At 71.1% G+C, this 21051-nt stretch carries 18 protein-coding genes, 1 tRNA gene and 1 pseudogene; 4 read left to right on the top strand and 16 right to left on the bottom strand.

Features of this window, described 5'->3' with window-relative positions; translation table 11 throughout:
* Positions 1-145: 145 nt before the first annotated feature.
* From OHA98_RS37720 to OHA98_RS37730, 3 genes are all read right to left on the bottom strand, one after another.
* On the bottom strand, positions 146-1825 hold the full coding sequence (locus tag OHA98_RS37720; RefSeq protein WP_266932393.1) for an FAD-dependent monooxygenase: 1680 nt from the start codon (positions 1823-1825) through the stop codon (positions 146-148).
* 2 nt (positions 1826-1827) lie between these two features.
* Entirely contained in the window at positions 1828-2343 is a 516-nt protein-coding gene (locus tag OHA98_RS37725) for a VOC family protein (RefSeq protein ID WP_266932394.1), read from the bottom strand.
* A 395-nt stretch (positions 2344-2738) separates the two neighbouring features.
* The gene (locus tag OHA98_RS37730; protein ID WP_266932395.1) at positions 2739-3314 is read right to left on the bottom strand and encodes a TetR/AcrR family transcriptional regulator; all 576 of its coding nucleotides are present in this window, start codon (positions 3312-3314) and stop codon (positions 2739-2741) included.
* A 149-nt stretch (positions 3315-3463) separates the two neighbouring features.
* Here OHA98_RS37730 and OHA98_RS37735 point away from each other — a divergent pair, with 149 nt between their 5' ends.
* On the top strand, positions 3464-4330 hold the full coding sequence (locus OHA98_RS37735) for a fumarylacetoacetate hydrolase family protein (RefSeq protein ID WP_266932396.1): 867 nt from the start codon (positions 3464-3466) through the stop codon (positions 4328-4330).
* Between the two features lie 119 nt (positions 4331-4449).
* Here OHA98_RS37735 and OHA98_RS37740 read toward each other — a convergent pair whose 3' ends face one another.
* The 3 genes from OHA98_RS37740 to OHA98_RS37750 all read right to left on the bottom strand — a co-directional run bounded on the left by OHA98_RS37740 (position 4450) and on the right by OHA98_RS37750 (position 6127).
* The gene (locus OHA98_RS37740; protein ID WP_266932397.1) at positions 4450-5031 is read right to left on the bottom strand and encodes a TerD family protein; all 582 of its coding nucleotides are present in this window, start codon (positions 5029-5031) and stop codon (positions 4450-4452) included.
* 68 nt (positions 5032-5099) lie between these two features.
* Complete coding sequence (locus OHA98_RS37745) at positions 5100-5363, bottom strand: twin-arginine translocase TatA/TatE family subunit (protein WP_266932398.1); 264 nt, start codon at positions 5361-5363, stop codon at positions 5100-5102.
* A 188-nt stretch (positions 5364-5551) separates the two neighbouring features.
* Positions 5552-6127, bottom strand: a complete 576-nt coding sequence (locus OHA98_RS37750) for a TerD family protein (protein ID WP_266932399.1) — start codon at positions 6125-6127, stop codon at positions 5552-5554.
* Positions 6128-6318: 191 nt separating this feature from the next.
* On the opposite strand from OHA98_RS37750, the gene OHA98_RS37755 reads away from it, so the two are divergent.
* Both OHA98_RS37755 and OHA98_RS37760 read left to right on the top strand, forming a co-directional pair.
* A complete protein-coding gene (locus tag OHA98_RS37755; RefSeq protein WP_266932400.1) occupies positions 6319-6723 on the top strand; it encodes a BlaI/MecI/CopY family transcriptional regulator in 405 nt (134 codons plus the stop codon).
* A 5-nt stretch (positions 6724-6728) separates the two neighbouring features.
* Entirely contained in the window at positions 6729-7661 is a 933-nt protein-coding gene (locus OHA98_RS37760; protein ID WP_266932401.1) for a M56 family metallopeptidase, read from the top strand.
* 152 nt (positions 7662-7813) lie between these two features.
* Here OHA98_RS37760 and OHA98_RS37765 read toward each other — a convergent pair whose 3' ends face one another.
* From OHA98_RS37765 to OHA98_RS37785, 5 genes are all read right to left on the bottom strand, one after another.
* A complete protein-coding gene (locus tag OHA98_RS37765; protein WP_266932402.1) occupies positions 7814-8269 on the bottom strand; it encodes a tellurite resistance TerB family protein in 456 nt (151 codons plus the stop codon).
* A 100-nt stretch (positions 8270-8369) separates the two neighbouring features.
* On the bottom strand, positions 8370-9401 hold the full coding sequence (locus OHA98_RS37770; protein ID WP_266932614.1) for a sporulation protein: 1032 nt from the start codon (positions 9399-9401) through the stop codon (positions 8370-8372).
* Positions 9402-9447: 46 nt separating this feature from the next.
* On the bottom strand, positions 9448-9669 hold the full coding sequence (locus OHA98_RS37775; protein ID WP_266932403.1) for a hypothetical protein: 222 nt from the start codon (positions 9667-9669) through the stop codon (positions 9448-9450).
* Between the two features lie 285 nt (positions 9670-9954).
* Positions 9955-10155 carry a superinfection immunity protein gene (locus OHA98_RS37780; protein WP_266932404.1) on the bottom strand — a complete coding sequence of 67 codons (201 nt, stop codon included), beginning with the start codon at positions 10153-10155 and terminating at the stop codon, positions 9955-9957.
* 247 nt (positions 10156-10402) lie between these two features.
* Complete coding sequence (locus OHA98_RS37785; protein ID WP_266932406.1) at positions 10403-11221, bottom strand: isocitrate lyase/phosphoenolpyruvate mutase family protein; 819 nt, start codon at positions 11219-11221, stop codon at positions 10403-10405.
* Positions 11222-11475: 254 nt separating this feature from the next.
* Between OHA98_RS37785 and OHA98_RS37790 the strand changes: the two genes are divergently transcribed.
* Positions 11476-11907 (top strand): NUDIX domain-containing protein, encoded by a 432-nt coding sequence (locus tag OHA98_RS37790; protein ID WP_266932407.1) that lies wholly within the window; start codon positions 11476-11478, stop codon positions 11905-11907.
* Between the two features lie 134 nt (positions 11908-12041).
* On the opposite strand, the gene OHA98_RS37795 is transcribed toward OHA98_RS37790, so the two are convergent.
* The 5 genes and pseudogenes from OHA98_RS37795 to OHA98_RS37815 form a co-directional block, all read right to left on the bottom strand.
* Positions 12042-12115, bottom strand: a tRNA-Lys gene (locus OHA98_RS37795).
* Positions 12116-12411: 296 nt separating this feature from the next.
* Positions 12412-14022, bottom strand: a pseudogene (locus tag OHA98_RS37800) (amino acid permease); the annotation flags it as partial.
* A gap of 164 nt (positions 14023-14186) precedes the next feature.
* On the bottom strand, positions 14187-17318 hold the full coding sequence (locus OHA98_RS37805; protein ID WP_266932409.1) for an FG-GAP-like repeat-containing protein: 3132 nt from the start codon (positions 17316-17318) through the stop codon (positions 14187-14189).
* A 375-nt stretch (positions 17319-17693) separates the two neighbouring features.
* Complete coding sequence (locus tag OHA98_RS37810; protein WP_266932410.1) at positions 17694-20087, bottom strand: DEAD/DEAH box helicase; 2394 nt, start codon at positions 20085-20087, stop codon at positions 17694-17696.
* Between the two features lie 239 nt (positions 20088-20326).
* Positions 20327-20905 carry a hypothetical protein gene (locus OHA98_RS37815; RefSeq protein ID WP_266932412.1) on the bottom strand — a complete coding sequence of 193 codons (579 nt, stop codon included), beginning with the start codon at positions 20903-20905 and terminating at the stop codon, positions 20327-20329.
* Positions 20906-21051: the final 146 nt, after the last annotated feature.

Consider the following 21051-nt stretch of genomic DNA (forward strand, 5'->3'; position numbering starts at 1 on the left):
GAGCTCACCGCCTGCCGGGCCCCTGTGCACGTTTCGTACCGGAATACAGCTGTGCTGCTGAACGGACGACGCCCGCTCCAGGCCACGGCCCGGTCCAGGCGGCGGCCCGGTCCAGGCGGCGGCCCGGTCCAGGCGGCGGCCCGGTCTAGGCGGCGGCCCGGCTCGCGGTCAGCAGCTCGTACAGCGCCGCGCTCAGGGAGTCCTCGCAGGTTCCCTCGGCGCTGCTCCACGCGATGTGTCCGTCGGGCCGGACGAGGACGGCTCCGTCCGCCGGGATGCCGAGCTGTTCCAGTCCGGTGCCGTCGGTGCTGACGACGTCCCGGCCGACCACGACGGTGTGCGACGGCACGTTTTCGGCCACCGCCGCGAAGGCGTCGGCCCAGACCCCGCCGGCGGGCCCGACGATCAGCGTGAAGCCGGGGATCAGGAGGTCCAGCGTCGACACCCGGGCGTCGGCCCGTTCGACCCAGGCGTGCGGGAGCCGGGCACCGCGCACCGCGGACGGGCGGAAGTCGGTCGCGGAGGGCGGGGCGTCCGTCGCTCCGTCCACGGGCCGGCCGGGCCCGTAGACGTAACCGATCTCCTGGTTGAGCGCGTCGAAGTGCGGCCGCTGGACCGGGATGGCCGCCGCGAGCCGCCTGCGCGCTTCGGCCGCCACCTCCGGGTCCGGGCTTTCGAGGCGCGCGGCGATGCTGCCGGTGTCCGGTCCGATGCCGGCGTCAGCCATCTTGAGCGCGTTGCTCACGCTGTGGCGTGCGTTGTCCAGGGCGACCGGGCGGCGTTCGCTCTCGTAGCTGTCGAGCAGGTCCTCGGGCGCCCACCCGTTGATCACCGCGGCGAGCTTCCAGGCGAGGTTGTCCGCGTCGGCGAGGCCGGTGTTCATGCCCAGCCCGCCCGTCGGGGGGAACTGGTGCGCGGCATCGCCCGTCAGGAAGACACGGCCGCTGCGGTAGCGCTCCGCGGTCCGCGCCGCCATGGTCCACGGCCCCACGGCCCGGATCTCCACGTCGAGTTCGTCCACGCCGACCGCGTCGCGGATGATCTGCGCGCACCGCTCGGGCGGATAGTCGGCCGGTGACTCGGTGGCCGGGTCGAAGCTCCGCTGGAAGGTCCACCGGCGGTCGCCGTCCATCCCGATGAAGACACCGGGGGAGACCGAGTTGATCGCCCAGATCAGCAGCGCGGGATCACGGCTCGTCCAGGGGGACAGGTCCGCGTGGAAGTAGATGTTGAGCTGGTGGCCCAGTACCGGCGGCCCTTCGAGCCCGATCCCGAGCGCGTCGCGGATCACGCCGGTCGCCCCGTCGGCCGCGACCGCGTAGCGCGCCCTGATCGTCTCCTGCCGCTGCCCGCTCTCCACCGCCACCTCGACGTCGCCGCCCCGGTCGGTCACGTCGAGGACGGTGGTGTCGTAGCGGAGCGTGGCCATGCCCTGGGCGAGCACCGCGTCCAGGAGGTGCTGCTGCACGCGGTCCTGGGCGCAGGAGGTGAGCACCTCGGGGGACGCGTCGATGCGGCGCAGAATGTCCTCGGCGGGGCCATCGGCCAGGTTGATGCGGCCGAGGTCGCGCCCGGACAAGGTCTGTTTCCACCGGATGTTGTGCGTCCACTCCGGGGCGACCGCGTCCCTGAGCACCGCGTCCGTGACGCCCCAGGCCCGCAGCAGCTCCATGGACCGGGTGTTGACGACGTGGGCCCGAGGGTGCGGGTTGACACCGGAGTACCGCTCGCACACGACGCTGCGTACGCCGTGCCGCCCCAGTACCAGCGCGGTGGCCAGCCCCACGGGGCCGGCACCGACGATGACCACGGGGGTGCCGGTCACGGTCATGACTGCTTGACCAGTTCCGCGAAGGGCTCACCCGACTCGAAGCGGCGGACCAGTTCGTCCGGATCGAATTCGACCCCGATCGGGTTGTCGGCGAAGGCCCCGGAACGGAACCACCCGTCGAGCTCCGCCTCCGTGGCGAAGTTGTCGATCTGCAGCTCGATGTGGTTGCCGTCGGGGTCGGCGAAGTACATCGACGTGGTCGGCCCGTGGTTGATGCACCAGAACGGATGGACCCCGTCCGCCTTCAGCCGCCGGTAGGTGCCCAACAGGTCACCCAGCGTGTCGTAGGTGAAAGCCGCGTGGTGCAGACCGGTGTGCGACTCACCCGGCCGTTCCGACGCCCCGGTACCCACGAGCGCGATCCGATGGTGCTCGTCGTCGTAGGTGAGGAAGGCGATAAAGCCGTTGGAGAACGTGACGCGGCCTTCGAGGACCCGTACGTACCACTCCGTCATCTCTGGAACCTGACCGGTCCGGAAGACGATGTGGGCGAGTTTGCCTGGAGAAGCCATGACAGCAACCTCCTCATCGAGGGCAGAAACAGCCTTCTTGGCTGCCATACAAGAGGAGCATAGGGACGCTCTTGTGCGGCAGTCAAGAGAACGGGACGGGCCCCGTCGCGGGCACGCGAAAGCGGCCGGTCACCGGCCGCCGGCCGCCGGTCGTCGGGGACGGTCGCGGTCGCGGTCGCGGTCGCGGCATTCATGGCGTACGGGAGATGGGTGACGATGCACGGAAAGCGGCCGTCGGCGCCCGGGGCGGGTCGAGGCAGGGCAGCACTCAGCGCGCGGCGGCCTTCAGCGCGGGGCCAAACAGAGCGGGGCCGGGCAGAGCGGGCCGAGGCAAGTGGCGGCAGGCCAGAGCGGGCCGAGGCAAGTGGCGGCAGGCCAGAGCAGGTGGGGGCGGGTCAGCTCACAGCGCGCGCGGTGGCGGCCGCCACCAGCGCCTCGGTCAGCAGCTCGACGAGCTCACCGGTCTCACGGTCGCTTCTGCGCACACTGACCAGCAGCCCCTCGAACAGCACATGCGCGGTGTCCGCGACGAGCCCGACGTCGGCACCCTCGGGCAGCCGGGTCGCGATGGCCGCGAGCAGGCGCTCCTCCAGCCACTCCTGCATCCGGGCATAGGTCTCGCCGAGCGCCTTCGACTCGACTATCCGCTCGTACGCCTCCCGGTGCAGCCCCCGATAGGGCTCCATGTCGGCCAGCAGGGTCACCAGCTCGCGCTGCGGGTCGCCGCCGGCCACGGGATCCGCCTCCACCCGGGCACGCACCTGCGCGAAGAAGCGGTCGATCGCCGCCGCGAACAGGTCGTCCTTGGTCGGGAAGTACCAGCGCACGGCATTGGCCGCGACCCCGGCCGCCCGGCCGACCTCGGCCACGCTGGTCGCCTTGTACCCCTTGGCCGCGAAGAGCTCCCATGCGTGCTCGACCATGGCGGCCTCGCGCTCGGCCTTGGGGATCTGCTGTCGGTTACGTGGCATGCCGAAGAGCCTATGCCGAATACCCCGAACCCCCGGTCACGGCCGGTGAACACCTCTTGACGAGCGGACGCCCATCATCTTGACTCTGAAACAAGAAGGCTCTTGCTTTTGAAACAAGAGTGTCGGCCGGCCGGACAAAGGGGTTCGTGATGCGTCTGTACAGCACCGATCTGGGCATCGCCAGGGAGGACAGTCCCGGAGAGCTGTCCCTGCTCGATCTGCCCTTCGCGGACCTGGACACGCTCCTGCGGGGCCCCGGCATCGAAGCGGCCGGGGCGGCGCCGGTCACCGGCCGCACCCCGCTCGACCGGGTGAGGGTGCACGCACCGGTGGGCCGGCCGGGCAAGGTGCTCATCGTCGGCCTCAACTACCGCAGCCACGCGACGGAGGCGCTGGAGATGATCGCCGCCATGGGGCGGGGTCCTCTCGCCCTCCCCGAGGAGCCGAACTTCCAGGTCGTGGCGGGCTCCGCCGTGATCGCGCCCGGCGCCGACATCGTGCTCCCGGCGGTCGCGGCGACCCGGGTCGACTACGAGGGCGAGGTGGCCGCGGTCATCGGACGCACCGCGACAGCCGTGTCCGCCGCCGACGCCGGACAGCATCTCGCGGGTCTGACGATCACCAACGACGTGACCGCCCGGGACATCCAGCGCCGTGCGATGTCCGGGGACCCGACCGCCTCCATCGGCGTCGCCAAGAGCTTCGACACGTTCAAGCCCCTCGGCCCGTGCCTGGTGACCCCGGACGAGTTCGGTGAGCCGCTCGACCTGCGGCTGCGCACCCGGGTCAACGGCGAACCCCGCCAGGACGACCGGACCAGCAGCTTCATCCACCGGCTGCCCGAGCTGATCTCGTACCTCTCGCACTATCTGACCCTCGAACCGGGCGACGTGATCTGCACCGGTTCGCCGAGCGGCGCCGGATTGTTCTCCGACAGCTTCCTGCGCCCCGGCGACGTGGTGGAGGTGGAGGTGGAGGGCATCGGAACGCTCCGCAACCAGGTGGCCGGGGCCTGACCGACCCCACGGACCGCCACCCCCGCCTCGTCACAGAAGAGGCCGTAGATACGAGGTGAGGCTTCAGAGGCGGGGGTTCACACCTGAGGCTTCACCGCCGAGGCCTCGCATCCGATGCTCTACAGGTGAGGCGTGAGCGAAGGCATGAGGTCCTGGAAGGTACGGCCGTTCGCCGGGCTTCCGATGGCCGCCATCTCCCAGCCGGTACCGCTGCGCCGCACCTTGGCCATGATCTGGGCGGTGTGACGGCCGCCTCCGGTGAGGGTGTAACGGGCCAGTTCCTGCCCGTTGGTCTCGTCGACCAGCCGGCAGAAGGCGTTGTCGACCTCTTCGAAGGTCTGGCCGGTGAAGGAGTTCACGGTGAAGACGATCTGGTCGATGTGGACGGGGACGCGCTGAAGGTCCACGACGATCGACTCGTCGTCGCCGCCCTGCCCCGCACCGCCGACACGGTTGTCCCCGGTGTGGCGTACGGAACCGTCGTCACTCACCAGATGCTGGAAGAAGACGACGTCCACCGGCTGCTTCTCGGCGAAGAGCACCGCCGAGGCATCCAGGTCGATCTCGCGGGCGGTGAGCCGGGCGAGGAACCCCTTGCGCGCCGCGGCCTTCCAGCCCAGTCCCATCCGTACGACGGTCAGGGCGCCGCCGTCGGACTTGCTGAGGCTGATCTGCTGACCCTTGGTCAGGTTTACGGACATGTGCCGCCTCTTCGTTGGTTCGGATGGGCTTCGTACGCATGGACTTCGTACGGGTGATGCTGACAGGTTCAGACGGGCCGGGCAGGTCCGCCGCCCGTACCGTCACCCGGCCGCACGCCGGCACCGTCCACCGGCTGGGCCCGGATGACGCCGGGGGCTGTCCGCTGCGCTTGCGGGCCGGTGGCGGAGCCCTCGGACTTCATCGCCTTGGCCTCGCTCTTGAGGATGCGCGCCGCCTTGCCCGCGTTGCGGGCCAGGTCCGGGAGTTTCTTCGCGCCGATGACGATCAGGACGACGATCAGGAGTATGGCGAGTTCGCTGATTCCGAACACCGGGATCCGCTCTCTTGAAGTGGCCGTGAAGGACGAGACGCACGAGATGTACGAGACGCGCAGGACGCACGGGACGCACAGGACAGCTGCGGGGGCTGGGGCCGTACGGAACGAGGGCGCCGGAAGCGTGGGCCCGCACCCCGCGTCCGGCGCCCCGCGCCCTTCGGCTCGCTGCCCGCTACAACAGGTCAGACATTGACGCCGAAGTCCTTGGCGATACCGGCGAGCCCGCTCGCGTACCCCTGGCCGACGGCGCGGAACTTCCACTCGGCACCGTTGCGGTACAGCTCGCCGAAGACCATGGCGGTCTCGGTGGCGGCGTCCTCGGACAGGTCGTAGCGGGCGAGTTCGGCGCCACCCGCCTGGTTGACCACGCGGATGAAGGCGTTGCGCACCTGGCCGAAACTGTGGCCGCGGCTCTCGGCGTCATGGATCGACACCGGGAAGACGATCTTCGCCACATCGGCGGGTACGGCGGCCAGGTTGACCTTGATGACCTCGTCGTCGCCCTCACCCTCGCCGGTCAGGTTGTCGCCGGTGTGCTCGACCGAGCCGTCCGGGCTGGTGAGGTTGTTGAAGAAGACGAAGTGCTGGTCGGAGAGGACCTTCCCGGCCTCGTCGACGAGCAGGGCGCTGGCGTCGAGGTCGTAGTCGGTGCCGGTGGTCGTGCGGACGTCCCAGCCGAGACCGACCAGTACGGCCGTCAGCCCCGGGGCCTCCTTGGTGAGCGAGACGTTGCCGCCCTTGGCCAGGCTGACACCCATGTCGTACCCCTATCCCGCGTATGTGCCGTGCAAAGGAGCCGGGTCCGTTGCCCGGGTCCCGGTAACAGTCTCGAAATCTACAGGACTGTAGAAAACAGGGGGAGAGCTGTCGGCCGGTACGGGGCGCTTCCGGCCAGTACGATGAACCGCCCCGCAGCGGTGTGCGGGCCACGAGGCGGGAGGGAGACGGCATGACCGACCGGAACCAGGACGGTGCCGTCCGGCATCCCCGCCGCCGTGGCCAGGGAGAGCTGGAATCGCTGGTGCTGGCGGCGCTGCGACAGGCACCGGGCCCGGTGAACGCCGCCTGGGTGCAGGAACGGCTCACCGGCGACCTCGCGTACACCACCGTGATCACCATCCTCACGCGTCTGCACGCCAAGGGCGCGGTGGCCCGTGAGCGGACCGGCCGGTCCTTCGCCTGGACACCGGCCGCCGACGAGGCCGGGCTCGCGGCACTGCGGATGCGCAAGGTGCTGGACGGGGAGTCGGACCGCGAGGCGGTCCTGGCCAGTTTCGTCACCACCCTGTCCCCGGGGGACGAGGAGCTGCTGCGCGGCCTGCTCGCCGAGGCGGCCGACGACGCGGAAGACTGACCGACATGGGCGTGTTCGTCTTCCTGCCGCTCGTCCTGCCCCTGAGCGCGTGGCCCATCGCGCGCCTGGCCGAGCAGCATCTGCATCCGCGCGCCGCCACCCTGCTGCTGACGGCGGTCGCCGCAGTCCTCGCGGTGTGCAGCACGCTGTGTCTCGCGCTGCTGATGGTCGTCGGTACGGCGCAGCTGCCGGGCAACCCGTTGCCGGACGCCTGGTCGGATCCGGAGGTGCGCGAGGCACTGCCGTACGACGAGGTGGCGGGCAAGGTGGCCATCCCCGCCCTGATCGCCGTGCTCGCCTCGTGCGCGCGGACGGTGTGGCGGCACCATCGCGTACGGCGCCGGGCCGGCCAGGCACTGGCGTGGCTGCCCCCGAGGCCGGTGGTGGTGCTGCCGGACGAGACGCCGTACGCGTACGCGCTGCCGGGCGGACGGCGCGACCGGATCGTGGTGACGACCGGCATGCTGGCCGGTCTGAGCGCCCCGGAGCGCCGGGCCCTGTTCGCCCATGAGCGTGCCCATCTGTCCGGCCGGCACCACCGCTTCCTGCTGGCCGTGCAGATCGCCGCGCGGGCCAACCCGTTTCTGCGGCCGCTGCGCACCGCCGTGATCTACACGGCGGAACGGTGGGCGGACGAGGACGCGGCCGCGGCGGTCGGCAGCCGGCGCACCGTGGCCCGCGCGATCGGCAAGACGGCCTTGATCTCACGCGGCGCGCCCATCCCCACGCTCGCGGGTTTCGCGGCGGTCGGGCCGGTGCCGCGGCGGATGGCCGCCCTGCTCGGGCCGGCCCCCGCCGCACGCGTATGGCCCTCCGTGTTCACCACGGTGGGGCTGGCCGCCTGGGGAGCGGCGGCGGGCACGACCGTATCGGCGCTGTCCTCCGCGAATTCGGCCATCACGCTCTATCTCGTCCTGCACGCGGCGACACCGATGTAACCGGTGCGGGGCCGGAACAGACGGCTGTAACCGGTGCGGGGCCGGAACAGGCGGCGCGACGGCCATACAGGCCTCCCCAGCTACGGGGCCTGCGGCGTCCCGGCCCCTGGGCCTGCCGGCCCCGAACCCCCGGCCTCCCGGCTCTCCGGTGCCTACAGGTCGAACTCGTGCGGCGGCAGATCGAGCGCGAAGCACGCCTCGCGGACGATCGCCTGCTCGTCCTTGTCGAAGTCGCCGTCGGCGCCCCCGATGACGATGCCGATCTGGATGACGGCACGCGCCTCCGCAGGCTTCTTCTTCGCCTTGGCGATCTCCTGCATCACGCTGACCTTGCCGAAGGCGAAGTCGGCGGCGAGCTTGTTGAGGTTGTCGTCGAAGCGGCGCTGAAGGTCGTCCGCGGGGAAGTTCTGGAGCACTTCGTTGGACGCGATGAGCTGGGCGACGCGCTGCCGCTCGGACGGGTCGACGGAGCCGTCCGCGGCGGAGACGAGCGCGCACATCGCCATGCTGGCGTCCCGGAACGCGCCGCTCTTCAGGTCGTTCTTCTTCGCCATGAGCTGGGTCTGCATCGTCGACGCAGATTCCTTGAAACGGTCCCACAGGGCCATGAGAACTCCGTATGTGTAGGGCCGTCCGGACCGGACGGAGCGCCCGGACGACCGATTTTTCTACATTTACGTAGAAGCTATCAGGGGCGACGAAACGGCCTCAGCCCTCGTCGTCCTCTTCCTCGTCGCCTTCGAAGAAGTCGCCGACCTCGTCGACGACCTCCGCCGCGACCATTCCGCCGACGACGCCGACGGCGAGTCCGGCCGCCCCCGCCGCCACGACCGTGCCCATACCCGGTCCGGAGCGCCGGCCGTGCTCCTCGCCATGGTGACGCTCACCGTGCTGATGTCCGGCGTCGCCGAACCGGCCGCCCCGGTACGGATCCTGGTGCCCGTACGCCCCGTGGGAACCGTACGACTCCCGGTGCTCCACCAGCCTGCTCATCCAGGCATCGATCTCGGCGTTCCAGTCACGGTGACCGACATCCTGGTGGCTCACGGTGAACCGGGTGATCACGTCCTGTCCCTCGGTGAAGAGGCCACCGCGCTTGTCCGCCTCCAGGATCACCTCCATCCCGCCCGGGTGCGCGAGGAAGGTCACCTCGATCTCGTTGAGGGCGTGCGCGTAGCGCGCCGGGGGCGTGAGCTCGACCTCCTGGTAGAAGGGCAGCCGCTGGTCGGTACCGCGGATCCGCCCCAGCTCCAGATCGGCGGACCTGAAGCCGAAGCCGCTCTGCCCGAAGGCTTCGAGCACGGCCTCCTGCACCGGCAGCGGACGCACCGCGAGCGGGTCCAGGTCGCCCTTGTCCCTGGCCCCCGCCACCGACAGTTCGGTACGCACACCGAGGACGACCCCGAGCTGCTGGCCGTGGAGTTCGGTGACGGGTGTCTCCCACGGCAGCGTCATGCCGAAGGGAACGCTGCGCTCCTCCCCCGCGGCGAGGCGGAAGTTCCCGCCGACGGCGACGCGGTCGAAGACCACGACGCCCTCGTGCTCACCGTCCTCGTGCTCGGCCTCCACCCTGGCGACCAGCTCCAGGGTGATCCCCTCAATGGTGAAGTCGGCGTCGCCGCCCCTGAGATGGACCTGCCCGGCAAGGCTGCCGCCGGGCAGCACCGCGCCCGCGTCGAGAACCGTGTCCACCGTGGGCCCGCCCACACCGAGCGAGCCGAGCAGCCGTTTGAACACCATCGTGGCGTTCACTCCTTCTTTCTCTGCGTGCGGTTTCCCGCGCCGCCTACTTGGAGGCCGTGTCCAGGGCGGCCAGCGCCTGCGCCCAGCGCGCGTACTTCAGGTCGGCCAGATCGGCGACCGACGTGACGCCGAACGCCTCCTGAAGCAGCTCGCCGTCCCGGTCCGAGACCCCCCTCAGCGCGGACACGGGGGCGGCGAGGATCTCCGGCAGGCCCTTGTCCGCCCACGCCTTGTCCAGCACCTTGTCCAGGTCGATCGAAGCCATGACGGTCCTCCTACGGAGTGCGGATGGATGGTGCGCGCGACGGTTCCGGCACGGCGATCGGCCGACGACCGGCCTGCTCGCGCGCACGGCGAAGCAGGAAGTCCGAGCCGTCCCGGACTTCATCTACACGCCTGTAGAAGCATAGGGCCGCAAGGCGGCGGCCGAGACGGATTCCGGACACCCAAGGGCACTCAACTCACCCCCGGCGCACAGAGAACAGCCCCTCCCGGACACGCGGGAGGGGCTGTTCTCGTTTCGCCCGTGGCACGCGGGGCGGCACCGGAGTCACGCCGTGGTGGGCACCTTGGCCTTGCGCAGGGCCAGGAAGAGCGCCAGCACCCAACCCAGGAACGTCGCGCCGAAGAGCACGTTGATGACCAGGACCAACCACCGGTTCTCCGTCCGGCGGTTGAAGGCGATCAGGGACGGCAGCAGGTAGACCGCCGCTCCGAGAACGCCCAGAACCAGGGTCACCACTATGTCCATGAGTCTCCTTCGACAGATCGGACCGGCCAGCGTATCCGGCGGATGCGACCTCGACCGATCGGACGGACAGTCAATCGCCCCGGCCCGCAAGGGATCGGGTGCGCAGAGGACAGGGCGTGCGGTGGACCGCGTCGCCCCTGCGGACATCCCGGCCGGATGACGAACCGGCCGCGTCCGGGGTGATGAGCGGCTGCACACACGACACCTGGCCGTCGCCCAGCCCGGACCGAGTCGGTCACCCGGTCAGTCAGCGGGAGTCCGAGAGCAGCGCGTTGAGTTCCGGAAAGGCCACGCCTTCGGCGAGGGACCCGTATCCGCCGGAGCCGAAGAGATCCCGCGCGGCTCGACGGGCGGCACCGTAGGCGGCCTGTGCCACGCCCGATCCAAGACTGACACGAGCCACGCCGAGGGCACCGAGCTCACCGACAGCGGGGCTCCCGGGCCCGGCCATGACGTTCAGCGGTACGGAGATGTCCCTGGCCAGGGCCGCGACAACGTCGGCGTCGGCAACACCGGGCACGAAGATGCCGTCCGCACCGGCGTCGACGTACATGTGCGCCCGGGACAGGGTTTCCTCAAGGCGGGTGTCGGGAGCGCCGAGCCCGAGCAGGAAGGTGTCGATCCGCGCGTTGAGGAACAGGTCCACCCCCACCCCGTCGGCGGCCCGCCGGGCCGAGGCCAGCCGTTCGACGAGTTCGGCCGGGGAGCGGGTGCCGTCCTCGATATTGACGCCGACGGCACCCGCCGCGAGCACCCCGACGACGGTCTCGGCGACGCCGCCCGCGTCGTCGCCGTACCCGCCCTCGATATCGGCGGTGACCGGAACCGAGACGGCGGCGGCGATCCGGCCGATCAGCTCCAGCGCCCGGTCCCGGGCGAGGACGTCACCGTCCGGAGAACCCAGCGACCAGGCGACGCCGGCACTGGTCGTGGCGATCGCCGAGGCGCCTGCGTCCTCGATGACCCGGGCACTCGCGACATCCCAGGCATTGGCGAGCGCGAGAGGCGCGGCCGGGGTGTGCAGGGAGCGGAAGAGGCAGGCCTTGTCCGCCTGTGTACTGATCATGCACGCAGTCAAACACCGATTGCTGCCGGACTTCCGGCAGAAATCCGACACGGACGTCAGCCCACCCGCCGAATCCTGCACACCGACGCGCGAGGCCCGGCACCCTCTACGAGGATCCCCAAGATGGTGGGGCGGGTGGTGCAGCGGCCGCTCTCGTGGGCCCCTCCGCCTCGTTCATCACGGGGCAGTCCGTCCACGTCGACGGCGGCCGGCTGCTGCACTGAGACCATCAACAAGCAAGGAGAAAAAGGGAAATGATCGAACGAGTCCGTGCCGTCCTCGTCACCGCAGACGACACGATGCTGGTCATCCGCCGCACCAGGCCCGGCATCCCCGAATACTGGGTCCTGCCCGGCGGCGGCGTCGAACCCAGCGACGAGTCCCGGGAGGCCGCCCTCCACCGGGAGATCCACGAAGAGATCGCGGGGAAGGCCGACATCATCCGCCTCCTCCACACGATGGAGTCCGACGACGAGCGCCAGCTCTTCTACCTCGCCCGCATCACGACCTGGTCCTTCGACGACCGCACCGGACCCGAGTTCAGCGCCGAAGGCCGCGGCGAGTACGCGCTGGATGAGGTCCCGCTGACCATGGAGGGGCTCGACGGCATCGACCTCAAGCCCGAGGAGATCGCCCACGTCCTACGAGGGACCATCAGCGCCGGAAGCCTCGGAGCCGAGGCGTAGCTCTTTTCCCTCGCGTACTTCCGCACGCCACCGGGGCCGGCACCGAGATGAGCTACGACGGAGCGCCCCGCCCGGCCGAAACCGATCGGGGCGCCCCACCGCAGTTCAGAGGGTTGCCCCTCCCCTGCGCTCGGTAGGCCGTGTGGGACTCGAACCCACAACCAACGGATTAAAAGTCCGCTGCTCTGACCAATTGAGCTAACGGCCCCTGGCACATCACCCCCGAGCATAGCCCCCGGGAGCCCGGCAGCCGATCCGGTATCGGGTGCCGGGGGCTGTCGTCCCGGTCGGAGGGCGGTCAGGATGGGGTCACTGCGGGGATTCGTGGGGGATCGTGCGCCGGTGATCCGGGGCATCACCGCTGCCGGTGGTTCCGGAGACGCCGGGGCTGCCGGGGGTGGCAGGTGCGCCGGGGCTCTCGGGTGTGGCAGGGGCGTCGAGGCTGCCGGAAGTGGCAGGGGCGTCGGGGCTGCCACTGGTGGCAGCGGGCCCGGCGGTGCCGGCGGGTTTCAGGAACCAGTGCCTGGCCGAGGCCAGCCACCACGTCGCCGCGAAGCCGAGCACCACCAGGACCGCGATCGGGGCGTAGTTGAAGGTCTCCCAGGTGACCGGGGACACCTGGGGCAGCATGAACAGCACCGTGATGATCACGACCCAGGCCACCGCGACGATGCCGATCGGACGGGACCAGCGGCCGAGGTGCCAGGGGCCCCGGGCGAAGTCGTCGCCGCGCAGGAGGCGGAGCAGGGTGGGGATGACGTACGCGATGTAGAGGCCGATCACCGCGATGGAGGTGACGGCGGCGTACGCGGTGACGTTGATCAGGTACGGGAGGCCGAGGGCCAGGGCTCCCAGTGCGGCCAGCCAGACCGCCGCGACGGGGGTCCGGGTGCGCGGGCTGACCGTGTGCCAGACGCGGGAGAACGGGAGGGCGCCGTCGCGGGAGAAGGCGTAGATCATGCGGCTGTTCGCGGTGACCGAGGCCATGCCGCAGAAGAGCTGGGCCCCGATCACGACCAGCAGCAGGAGTTTGCCGGTGGTGGCGCCGAGGGCGTCCAGCAGGATCTGGGCGGGCGGGGCGCCGGTCGGGGACTTGAGGGCGCCCTCGTACGACTGGATGGCGAAGGTGAAGCCGAGCAGGAGGACGAACCCGGCGATCCAGGAGGTCCAGATGGACTGGACGATGCCGCGCGGCCCGGCCACGGCGGCGTCGTGCGTCTCCTCCGTCATGTGCGCCGAGGCGTCGTAGCCGGTGAAGGTGTACTGGGCCATCAGCAGGCCGATCATCACGACGTAGAAGCCGCTGCCCCACCCCGTGTTGTTGACGAACTCGGTGAACACGTACGACGCCGACCGGTGCGAGTCCGGTACGAAGGTCAGGGCGCCGACGATGACGGCCACACCGACGACGTGCCACCAGACGCTGACGCTGTTGAGGAACGCCACGATGCCGACGCCGAACGTGTTGAGGAGGCCGTGCAGCACGAGGATCGCGGCGAAGAGCAGGATCGTCCGGCCGGGCGTGACTTCGAAGCCGAACTGGAGGTTCAGATACGCCCCGAGGAAGGACGCCGCCCCGAAGTCGATCCCGGCGGTGACCGCGACCTGCCCGAGCACGTTGAACCAGCCCGTGAACCACGCCCAGGCCGCCGCCGAGCGCGGCGGGGCGAGGCGGTGGGCCCAGAAGTACAGGCCCGCGGAGGTCGGGTACGCCGAACAGATCTCCGCCATCGCCAGCCCGACGAACAGCGTCATCAGGCCGACCCCGACCCAGCCCCAGGTGATGACGGCGGGTCCGCCGGTGTTCATCCCGAACAGATACAGCGTCAGACAGCCGGAGAGCACCGAGATGATCGTGAACGAGACGGCGTAGTTGGAGAAGGCCGACATCCGGCGGGCCAGGACCTGGGTGTAGCCGAGTTCGGCCAGCCGCGCCTCGTCCGATCCGGGGGAAGGCGGCGATCCGGGGGAGGGCGGTCCGGACGGGGGCGGCGATCCGGGGGAAGGCGGTCCGGACGGGGGCGGCGACGCGGACGGTACGAGTGGTTCGGACGAGGCGGATGACGTGGACGGTCCCGGTGGTCCCGCCTGTGGCGCGGGTGAGTCGTTTGTCATGCCCCCAGCGATTCCCTCACCGGGGGCACGACATGCGTACCGCGTACCGCGGGCCCCGGGCCCTGCCCCGGCATGTCCCGGCCGGCCCCGCCCCTTCGGGGTGGACGGGACGGGGCCGGCCGAAGGCTCCGAACGCTGTCCTGCGATCCCTGGCGGACGAGCCTCTAGAACACGCCCTTGTACACCTGCCAGCCGGACGCGATCTGCGTCCGCCCGCCGAATGTCCCGTTGCCCTTGCCGTTGACGCGGAACAGCCGGCCGGACGTGTCCCTGGTGAGGAGGTCGGCCTTGCCGTCGCCGCTGATGTCCCCGACGCCGACGACCGCGTCGTACGAGGCACCCCAGTTCTTGGCGATCAGCACCCGGGAGCCGAACTGGCCCGAGGCCTTGCCGTAGTAGCGCCACACGTTCTTCGACTTGTCCGTGGCCAGCAGATCGCCGTGCCCGTCACCGTTCAGGTCGCCCACACCCACGATCCTGGTGTACGTCCACTTCGAGCGGATCTTGCGGCCCGGGGCCAGGGTCGCGTTGCTCCTCGCCGGGAACAGGTACACATCCCCGGTCGTCTTCTTCCAGCCCAGCAGATCGGCCCGCCCGTCGCCGGTCAGGTCACCGGGGGAGGTGAGCGTCCGGTACGCCTGGAATCCCGTGCCCAGCTTCGTGTACGGGGACTTCGGCGTCAGCGCCTTCCCGCAGCCGGGCCGATAGCCGCGCAGCGCGCCGTCCGGCATCCGTACCAGCACGTCGTTGCACCGGTCGTTGTCGAGATCGCCGAAGGGAACCGCGAGGGCGGACGCCGGCCAGCCCGAACCGCTGGTCTTCCCGGAGAACTTCCCCGCCCCGTCGCCGCGTTGCAGCGTGAACGAGCCCTTGGAGTTCAGTGTCAGCACGTCCGCGAAACCGTCGCCCGAGTGGTCGCGGAGCACCGCGGACCCGCCGGTCAGCCGGATCGCCCCGGTCGTCACCGCCGCGGCCCCCGCGCCGTCCGCCGGACGCGCGGTCAGGGTCCAGGTGTACGCCCCGTTGGGCAGCAGGCCGCCCGCCGCCGTACGGCCGTCCCAGGACGCGGCGAGGGAGTGGTCGGCCGCTCCGCCCGAGCGGGTGGCCACCGTACGGCCGGTCGCCCTGCTCCGGAGATCGAGGGTCCAGGACCCCACGGGCCTGGACAGCCACCACTGGCCGCGCCAGGCGACGGGAGTGGCGTCCGTCTCGGCCGTCGCCGTCACCACGCTGTACGGGGAGGTGAGCGGGGGGACCGGGGCCCCGGCGCGCAGCACCCGGATTCCGCTGTTTGCCCGGAAGGCGATGTCTCCGGTGCGGACGTCGAGCGAGGGCAGGCGTCCGGAACCGAGCGGATACCGCACGGCCGTGGCCCCCCGCACGTCGTACCGGGTGACCTGGCCGCCGTCCGCCACCAGTACGGCCCCCTGTCCCAGCCGGGCCTCACCGTACTGGGCGATCGGGTCGAGCGAGGTGTGCTGCCGGGTGCGCGTGTTGTACACCCCGGCGGCCTCGTGCAGGGCGCCGGGGACGTAGCACCGCCAGAACAGCCACTCCCCCACCGCCTGGATGCCGCTCACGTCGGTGCAGCCGCTGCCGACGGTCGCCGTCGTCAGTTTCGCCCCGGTGCGCACCTGCCGCGCCGTCAGCGTCAGCTTCCCCGCGACCGGCGGGGCGGACGTCCACAGAGTGTCGCCCCACAGGGCCGCGGGAGTGTCGGGCTCGTCGCGGACGACGGTGCCGTTGTCGATGTCGATGACCCGCAGCCTCTGCGGGGCGTTGTCCTTCGGCCTGCCCCTGACCAGGACGAGGTTTCCGGAGGCGCCCCGGACGAGGGCTCCGTCGATGCTGCCGCCCGGGGCGGCCACGAGGCCGGTCGGCCACTGCACGCCCGGGAAGGTCCCCTTGCCGTCCACCACGGAGAGCGCTCCGTGCCAGTCCGGTGTGGCGCTGACATGGACGAGACGCCCGTCGCCGGTGGCCACGAGTTCGGGGCAGTACGTTTGCATGCCGCCGCAGGTCTTCAGGCTGCCCTGGAGGCTTCCGCGGTCCGTACGGGGCCCATGGCCCGGGGCCGTGGAGGTGAGCCCGTACGTGTAGGCCGCCGTGCGCTCGTCCCCGTACTCGACCGAGGTGACCTGCCCGTCGTCCACCAGCAGGCGCTGGGTGGCCATCGGCACGGGGGCGATCGGGAGCGCCTTGGCCACGCGCACCTCACCGGAGGGCAGCGCCGTGATGGCCTGGAATCCGTAGTCCAGGGCGGATGCCCCGCCCATGACGACCATCCCGCCGTCCGGGCGCGTCACCAGCCGGTCCTTGACCGCGCGGGCCAGGAGTTCGCGCTCCGGCGAGCCGTCGAAGGGCGCCGCGGAGATACGCCACTGGGCGGCGTCCATCTTCTTGGGACCGTAGGCGGGATCGTGCCGGGCGACGATGAGCGAGTCGCCCACCGCGCCGAGGATCACCGCCGACCTCCCCGGCATCCTGACCACCTTGAACGAGTCGTCGAACTTCCCCGCCTCATAGAGGCGTACGCCGTTCTCCGGCCCATGGACCACCACGCGGTTCCCGGCGACCACGGGCGTCCCGGACGTGTCCTCGGGCAGGAGGGTCATATGTGCCGTGGCCAGGTCCACCCACCCGTATCTGTCCCGCTCCTCGCCGGGCACCCTGACAGCGCGCAGGAATCCCCGCGCCCCGGCCCGTTGCCCGCTGTCGATCTCCGCGCCGTCGGGCACTCCCGTCACCGGACGGTCCACGGTGGTGGTGCCGTCCGCGGTCAGCAGATGCAGCCCGGTCGCGGGCCCGCCGGGCCGGGACCCGACCTGGGTGACGACCGTCTCGCCGACCGTCATGACGTAGCGCTGGCCGGACGGGACGGTGACCCTCGTCTGGTCGGCGCCGGGCATGGCACGCAGCGAGACATCGCCGCCTCCGACGGCCGGCAGCGCCACCGTGTCCGAACCGCTGCCGAAGAACTCGACCGGGTCGACCTGCGGATCGTTGCCGCGCGCGTCGACCGGCCGGGTCCTCGATCCGTCGTACGTCGTCCACTCCAGCCGGCGTTCGCCCGGACCGGCGCTGAGGTGGAGGAAGCCCGTCGGCCCCGCGTTCATCACGCTGCTGACGCCCGGTGTCGTACGCATCTCCACCGGAATCGTGATGTCGGCGGGTGCGACGGCGGCGGGGACGGAGACGACGGCGCCGGCCGCACCGGCGTTCGGCGCCGCACCGGCCCCGGCCGCGAGCACCACCAGAGTCACCAGCGCCGTGCCGCCACGTGGATGTCGAACCACGAAAAGAGCCCCCTCTTCCGGAAGAAGTCAAGGGGGTGTGCGGCATCGCGCGGCCCGACACGGCGAACGCGGTGGACACGCCGGACGCGACGGACGCGACGAGAACGGCAGCCGCCGTGAACACCACGAGAACGATGAATCAGGCAACGATCGGCCGGTCGGCACGCCCGTCCGTGGACCGGAAGCCGCAGGCCCCCCGGCCCCGCCCCGCATGCGCGTGCCTGTCCGCACCCCCCAGACAAGTCGCCGGATATTAACAGCTGTTCCGCTTGTGTGGGAAAGGAAAAGAAAGCGGGCCCGTCCGTGAAGGACGGGCCCGCTTCAGCAGGTCGGCCGAGCTGCCGAGCCGCGGCTCAGCAGGTCAGCGATACGCGATCAGCCGTTGCGCTTCCAGCGCGGCTTGTCGTCGCGGCGGCCGAACGAACCGGTGTTGGTGCCGGTGTTGGCGCCACGGTGGTCATCACGGCGGCCGGTCGGACGGTCGCTGCCGCCGGAGCGGAAGCCGCCCGAGGGGCGGTCGTCGCGACGGTCACGGTTGAACGGACGGTCGCTGCCGCCGGAGCGGAAGCCACCGGACGGGCGGTCGTCACGGCGGTCACGGCTGAACGACGGACGGTCGTTGTCCCGACGCTCGAACGAACGACCACCACGGTCGCCACCACGGTCATCACGACGGTCGCTGCCACCGGAACGGAAGCCACCGGACGGGCGGTCGTCACGACGGTCACGGCTGAACGACGGACGGTCGTTGTCCCGACGCTCGAACGAACGACCACCACGGTCGCCACCACGGTCATCACGACGGTCGCTGCCACCGGAACGGAAGCCACCCGAGGGGCGGTCGTCACGACGGTCACGGCTGAACGACGGACGGTCGTTGTCCCGACGCTCGAACGAACGACCACCACGGTCGCCACCACGGTCATCACGACGGTCACCGCCACCGGAACGGAAGCCGCCCCGGTCGCCACCGCGGTCGTTGCCGCCGCGGTATCCACCGCGGTCGCCGCCGCGGTCGTCACGGCGGTTGTCGCGGCGCTCGTAGTTGCCGCGCTCGTCACGGCGCTCCTCGCGCACGACGGGCTGCTCCGGCACGGACACGGCGGCCTCGATCGCGGCCTCCGCCTCGGCGGTGACCTCGGCCACCGCCGCCTCCGGGTCGTCGCCCCGCTCGCGTGCGGCGCGGGCGACCAGGCGGTCGGCCTCCTCGCGCAGCTCACCGGCACGACGCTGGACGCGCTCCAGCTGCTTGGTCAGGTCGGCGACCTCGCGCTCGGCCTGCTTGGCGGCGTTGTTCGCGGAGTCGGCCTGGACCTCGGTCAGCGAGCGGGCGCCGGTAATCTCGGCGACCTCCGGCTCGAAGACGCCCGCGCCCTGGACGATGTGGCGCGAGGCGTCGACGCCCGCGTCCTCCATCAGGCGGAAGATCTGGCGGCGCTGGTGCGGAAGCGCCAGCGAGACGACGACACCGGACTTGCCGGCACGGGCGGTACGGCCCGAGCGGTGCAGGTAGTCCTTGTGGTCACCGGCCGGGTCCACGTTCAGGACCAGGTCGATGCCGTCGACGTGGATACCGCGGGCGGCGACGTCGGTGGCGACCAGGGCGTTGACGTAGCCCTTCTTGAAGTCCTCCAGAACGCGGGTACGGGCGCCCTGCGTCATACCGCCGTGCAGCGCGTCCGCCTTCACACCGGAGTCGATGAGCTGCTCGGCGATGCGGTCGGCACCCAGCTGGGTACGGACGAAGATGATCGTGCGGCCCTTGCGGGCGGCGATGGCGGCCGTGACCGGCGCCTTGTCCTTCGGCTTCACGACGAGGACGTGGTGCGACATGGTCGAGACGTTGCCCTGGGCGCTGTCGACCTCGTGGCTCACCGGGTTGGTCAGGTAGCGCTTGACCAGGGTGCCGATCTCGTTCTCCATGGTGGCGGAGAAGAGCATGCGCTGGCCGCCGCCGGGGATCTGGTCGAGCAGCTCGGTGACCTCGGGCAGGAAGCCCAGGTCGGACATCTGGTCGGCCTCGTCGAGGACGGCGACCTGGACGTTCTCCAGGGAGCAGGCGCCCCGGTTGATGATGTCGCGCAGCCGGCCCGGGGTGGCGACGAGGACGTCGACACCGCGCTCCAGCGCGTAGATCTGGTTGCCCATCGACGTACCGCCGCAGACGACCTTCATCTTCAGGCCGAGCACATCGCCGTACGGCTGGAGCGCGTCCGCGACCTGCATCGCGAGCTCACGGGTCGGGGTGAGGATGACGGCGCGGGGCTTCTTCTTCTCGGTGAAGCCGCCGGCCAGCGCGGCCAGGGTCGGCAGACCGAAGGAGAGGGTCTTGCCGGAGCCCGTACGGCCGCGGCCGAGGATGTCCTTGCCGGCCAGGGCGTCCGGGATGGTCGCCGCCTGGATCGGGAAGGGGGCGGTCACACCGTTCTGGGCGAGCTTGCGGACGATGCCCTCGGGCAGTCCGAGCGAGCCGAAGGTGACGGTCGGCTCGGCGTCGGCCTCGGCCTCGTCGTCGCCGGCCTGCACGTCGGAGGCGTCGGCGGATGCCTTGGCGTCGGCGACCTCGGCGGATGCCTCGGCCAGTGCCTCGGCCTCGACGACGTCCACGACGGTGACGGGGGTCGTGATCGTGACAGCGGTGGTGTCGGCGACGGGGGTGGTGTCGGCGACGGTCACCTCGGCCTGAGCCGCCTGGGATGCCTGCGAAGCCTGGGCCACTACGGCCTCGGCGAGCTCAGCGAGCTCGGCGTTGTCGACGCTCTCGGGCATGACGGTGTGGTCAGAACTGGAAATTGACATGCGAAATGCGAAACCTTCCGGAGTCTCGGCACGCGCCCGTAACTCCGTGATTCGCAATTTCGACCGCCTCAATGCGGTCCAGCCACGGCAAGGGAGAGTACGCGCCACACGGCGCTCTTCTGTGTCGGCGCCGGGCAATGGGATCAAACGATCTACCACCATACGCACCCTCACCCACATTGCGCAAACCACCCCCTCCCCCGGCCGCCCTACACCGGCCCCACCTGCGGTGATGCCTCCGGGGTCCGCAGCGACTCCGGGCGCACCGGTGCTCTCATCGCATCGGTCCGGAACTGTGCGGCGGGCGAGGCCGAGGGGGGTGGCGTGGGCGGTTCCGAGGGCTGCGGGGGCTCCGGATCGGGGTCGGGTCCGGGGCCGGGCTGCGAGGGGCCCGGCGGCTCCGGGGTGACCTGCGGCGGGGACTCCCCGGGCCCCGGTACGGAAGAGCTCGGCGCCGGCAGATGGCCGACCCGGGTGGGCAGCGGGCTGCCGGGGGCCGGGCGCGGACCCTGCGGCGCGCGCGAGGACGTGGCCCCCGAGGCGTCCGGGTCCGGCTCCCCCGGGACCTCCCGGTCGGAGTGCGTGTGGGCGAGGCGCCCGCCGGAGCCGGCCCGGCCGGAGTCCGGCACCGCGCCACCGCCCGGCCCGTCCTCCCCGCCCTTCTCGTCGGCGGACCGTGAGGGCCCCGGCCGCGCGGCGTCGTCGCCGACGCTCATACAGCCGGTGGACGCGGCGATCGTCAGCGCGGTGACAGTGGCCCAGCGGACAGGAGCGGACAGATGGCGCACGGGTGATACCTCCGGGGCGAGGAGACGGCGGAGTGGAGCAGCCGCGCGGAACGGCCGGAAGCGACGGCCGGACGGAACGACGCGGTGGGACCGCGAGGACGCACGACGACAGGGCCGCAAAAGGAGCGGCGCCGTGCCCAACTCCC

Origin of the sequence: Streptomyces sp. NBC_00654 (assembly GCF_026341775.1) — a bacterium.
In the GTDB taxonomy this organism is placed as follows: Bacteria; Actinomycetota; Actinomycetes; order Streptomycetales; family Streptomycetaceae; genus Streptomyces.

What these genes read in the sequence shown, in the direction of transcription:
- OHA98_RS37770 (WP_266932614.1), bottom strand. Translation starts at nt 9,401, where the DNA reads ATGGTGTTCAAACGGCTGCTCGGCTCGCTCGGTGTGGGCGGGCCCACG.
- OHA98_RS37765 (WP_266932402.1), bottom strand. Translation starts at nt 8,269, where the DNA reads ATGGCCCTGTGGGACCGTTTCAAGGAATCTGCGTCGACGATGCAGACC.
- OHA98_RS37725 (WP_266932394.1), bottom strand. Translation starts at nt 2,343, where the DNA reads ATGGCTTCTCCAGGCAAACTCGCCCACATCGTCTTCCGGACCGGTCAG.
- OHA98_RS37730 (WP_266932395.1), bottom strand. Translation starts at nt 3,314, where the DNA reads ATGCCACGTAACCGACAGCAGATCCCCAAGGCCGAGCGCGAGGCCGCC.
- OHA98_RS37790 (WP_266932407.1), top strand. Translation starts at nt 11,476, where the DNA reads ATGATCGAACGAGTCCGTGCCGTCCTCGTCACCGCAGACGACACGATG.
- OHA98_RS37750 (WP_266932399.1), bottom strand. Translation starts at nt 6,127, where the DNA reads ATGGGTGTCAGCCTGGCCAAGGGCGGCAACGTCTCGCTCACCAAGGAG.
- OHA98_RS37735 (WP_266932396.1), top strand. Translation starts at nt 3,464, where the DNA reads ATGCGTCTGTACAGCACCGATCTGGGCATCGCCAGGGAGGACAGTCCC.
- OHA98_RS37785 (WP_266932406.1), bottom strand. Translation starts at nt 11,221, where the DNA reads ATGATCAGTACACAGGCGGACAAGGCCTGCCTCTTCCGCTCCCTGCAC.
- OHA98_RS37780 (WP_266932404.1), bottom strand. Translation starts at nt 10,155, where the DNA reads ATGGACATAGTGGTGACCCTGGTTCTGGGCGTTCTCGGAGCGGCGGTC.
- OHA98_RS37810 (WP_266932410.1), bottom strand. Translation starts at nt 20,087, where the DNA reads ATGCCCGAGAGCGTCGACAACGCCGAGCTCGCTGAGCTCGCCGAGGCC.
- OHA98_RS37755 (WP_266932400.1), top strand. Translation starts at nt 6,319, where the DNA reads ATGACCGACCGGAACCAGGACGGTGCCGTCCGGCATCCCCGCCGCCGT.
- OHA98_RS37775 (WP_266932403.1), bottom strand. Translation starts at nt 9,669, where the DNA reads ATGGCTTCGATCGACCTGGACAAGGTGCTGGACAAGGCGTGGGCGGAC.
- OHA98_RS37740 (WP_266932397.1), bottom strand. Translation starts at nt 5,031, where the DNA reads ATGTCCGTAAACCTGACCAAGGGTCAGCAGATCAGCCTCAGCAAGTCC.
- OHA98_RS37760 (WP_266932401.1), top strand. Translation starts at nt 6,729, where the DNA reads ATGGGCGTGTTCGTCTTCCTGCCGCTCGTCCTGCCCCTGAGCGCGTGG.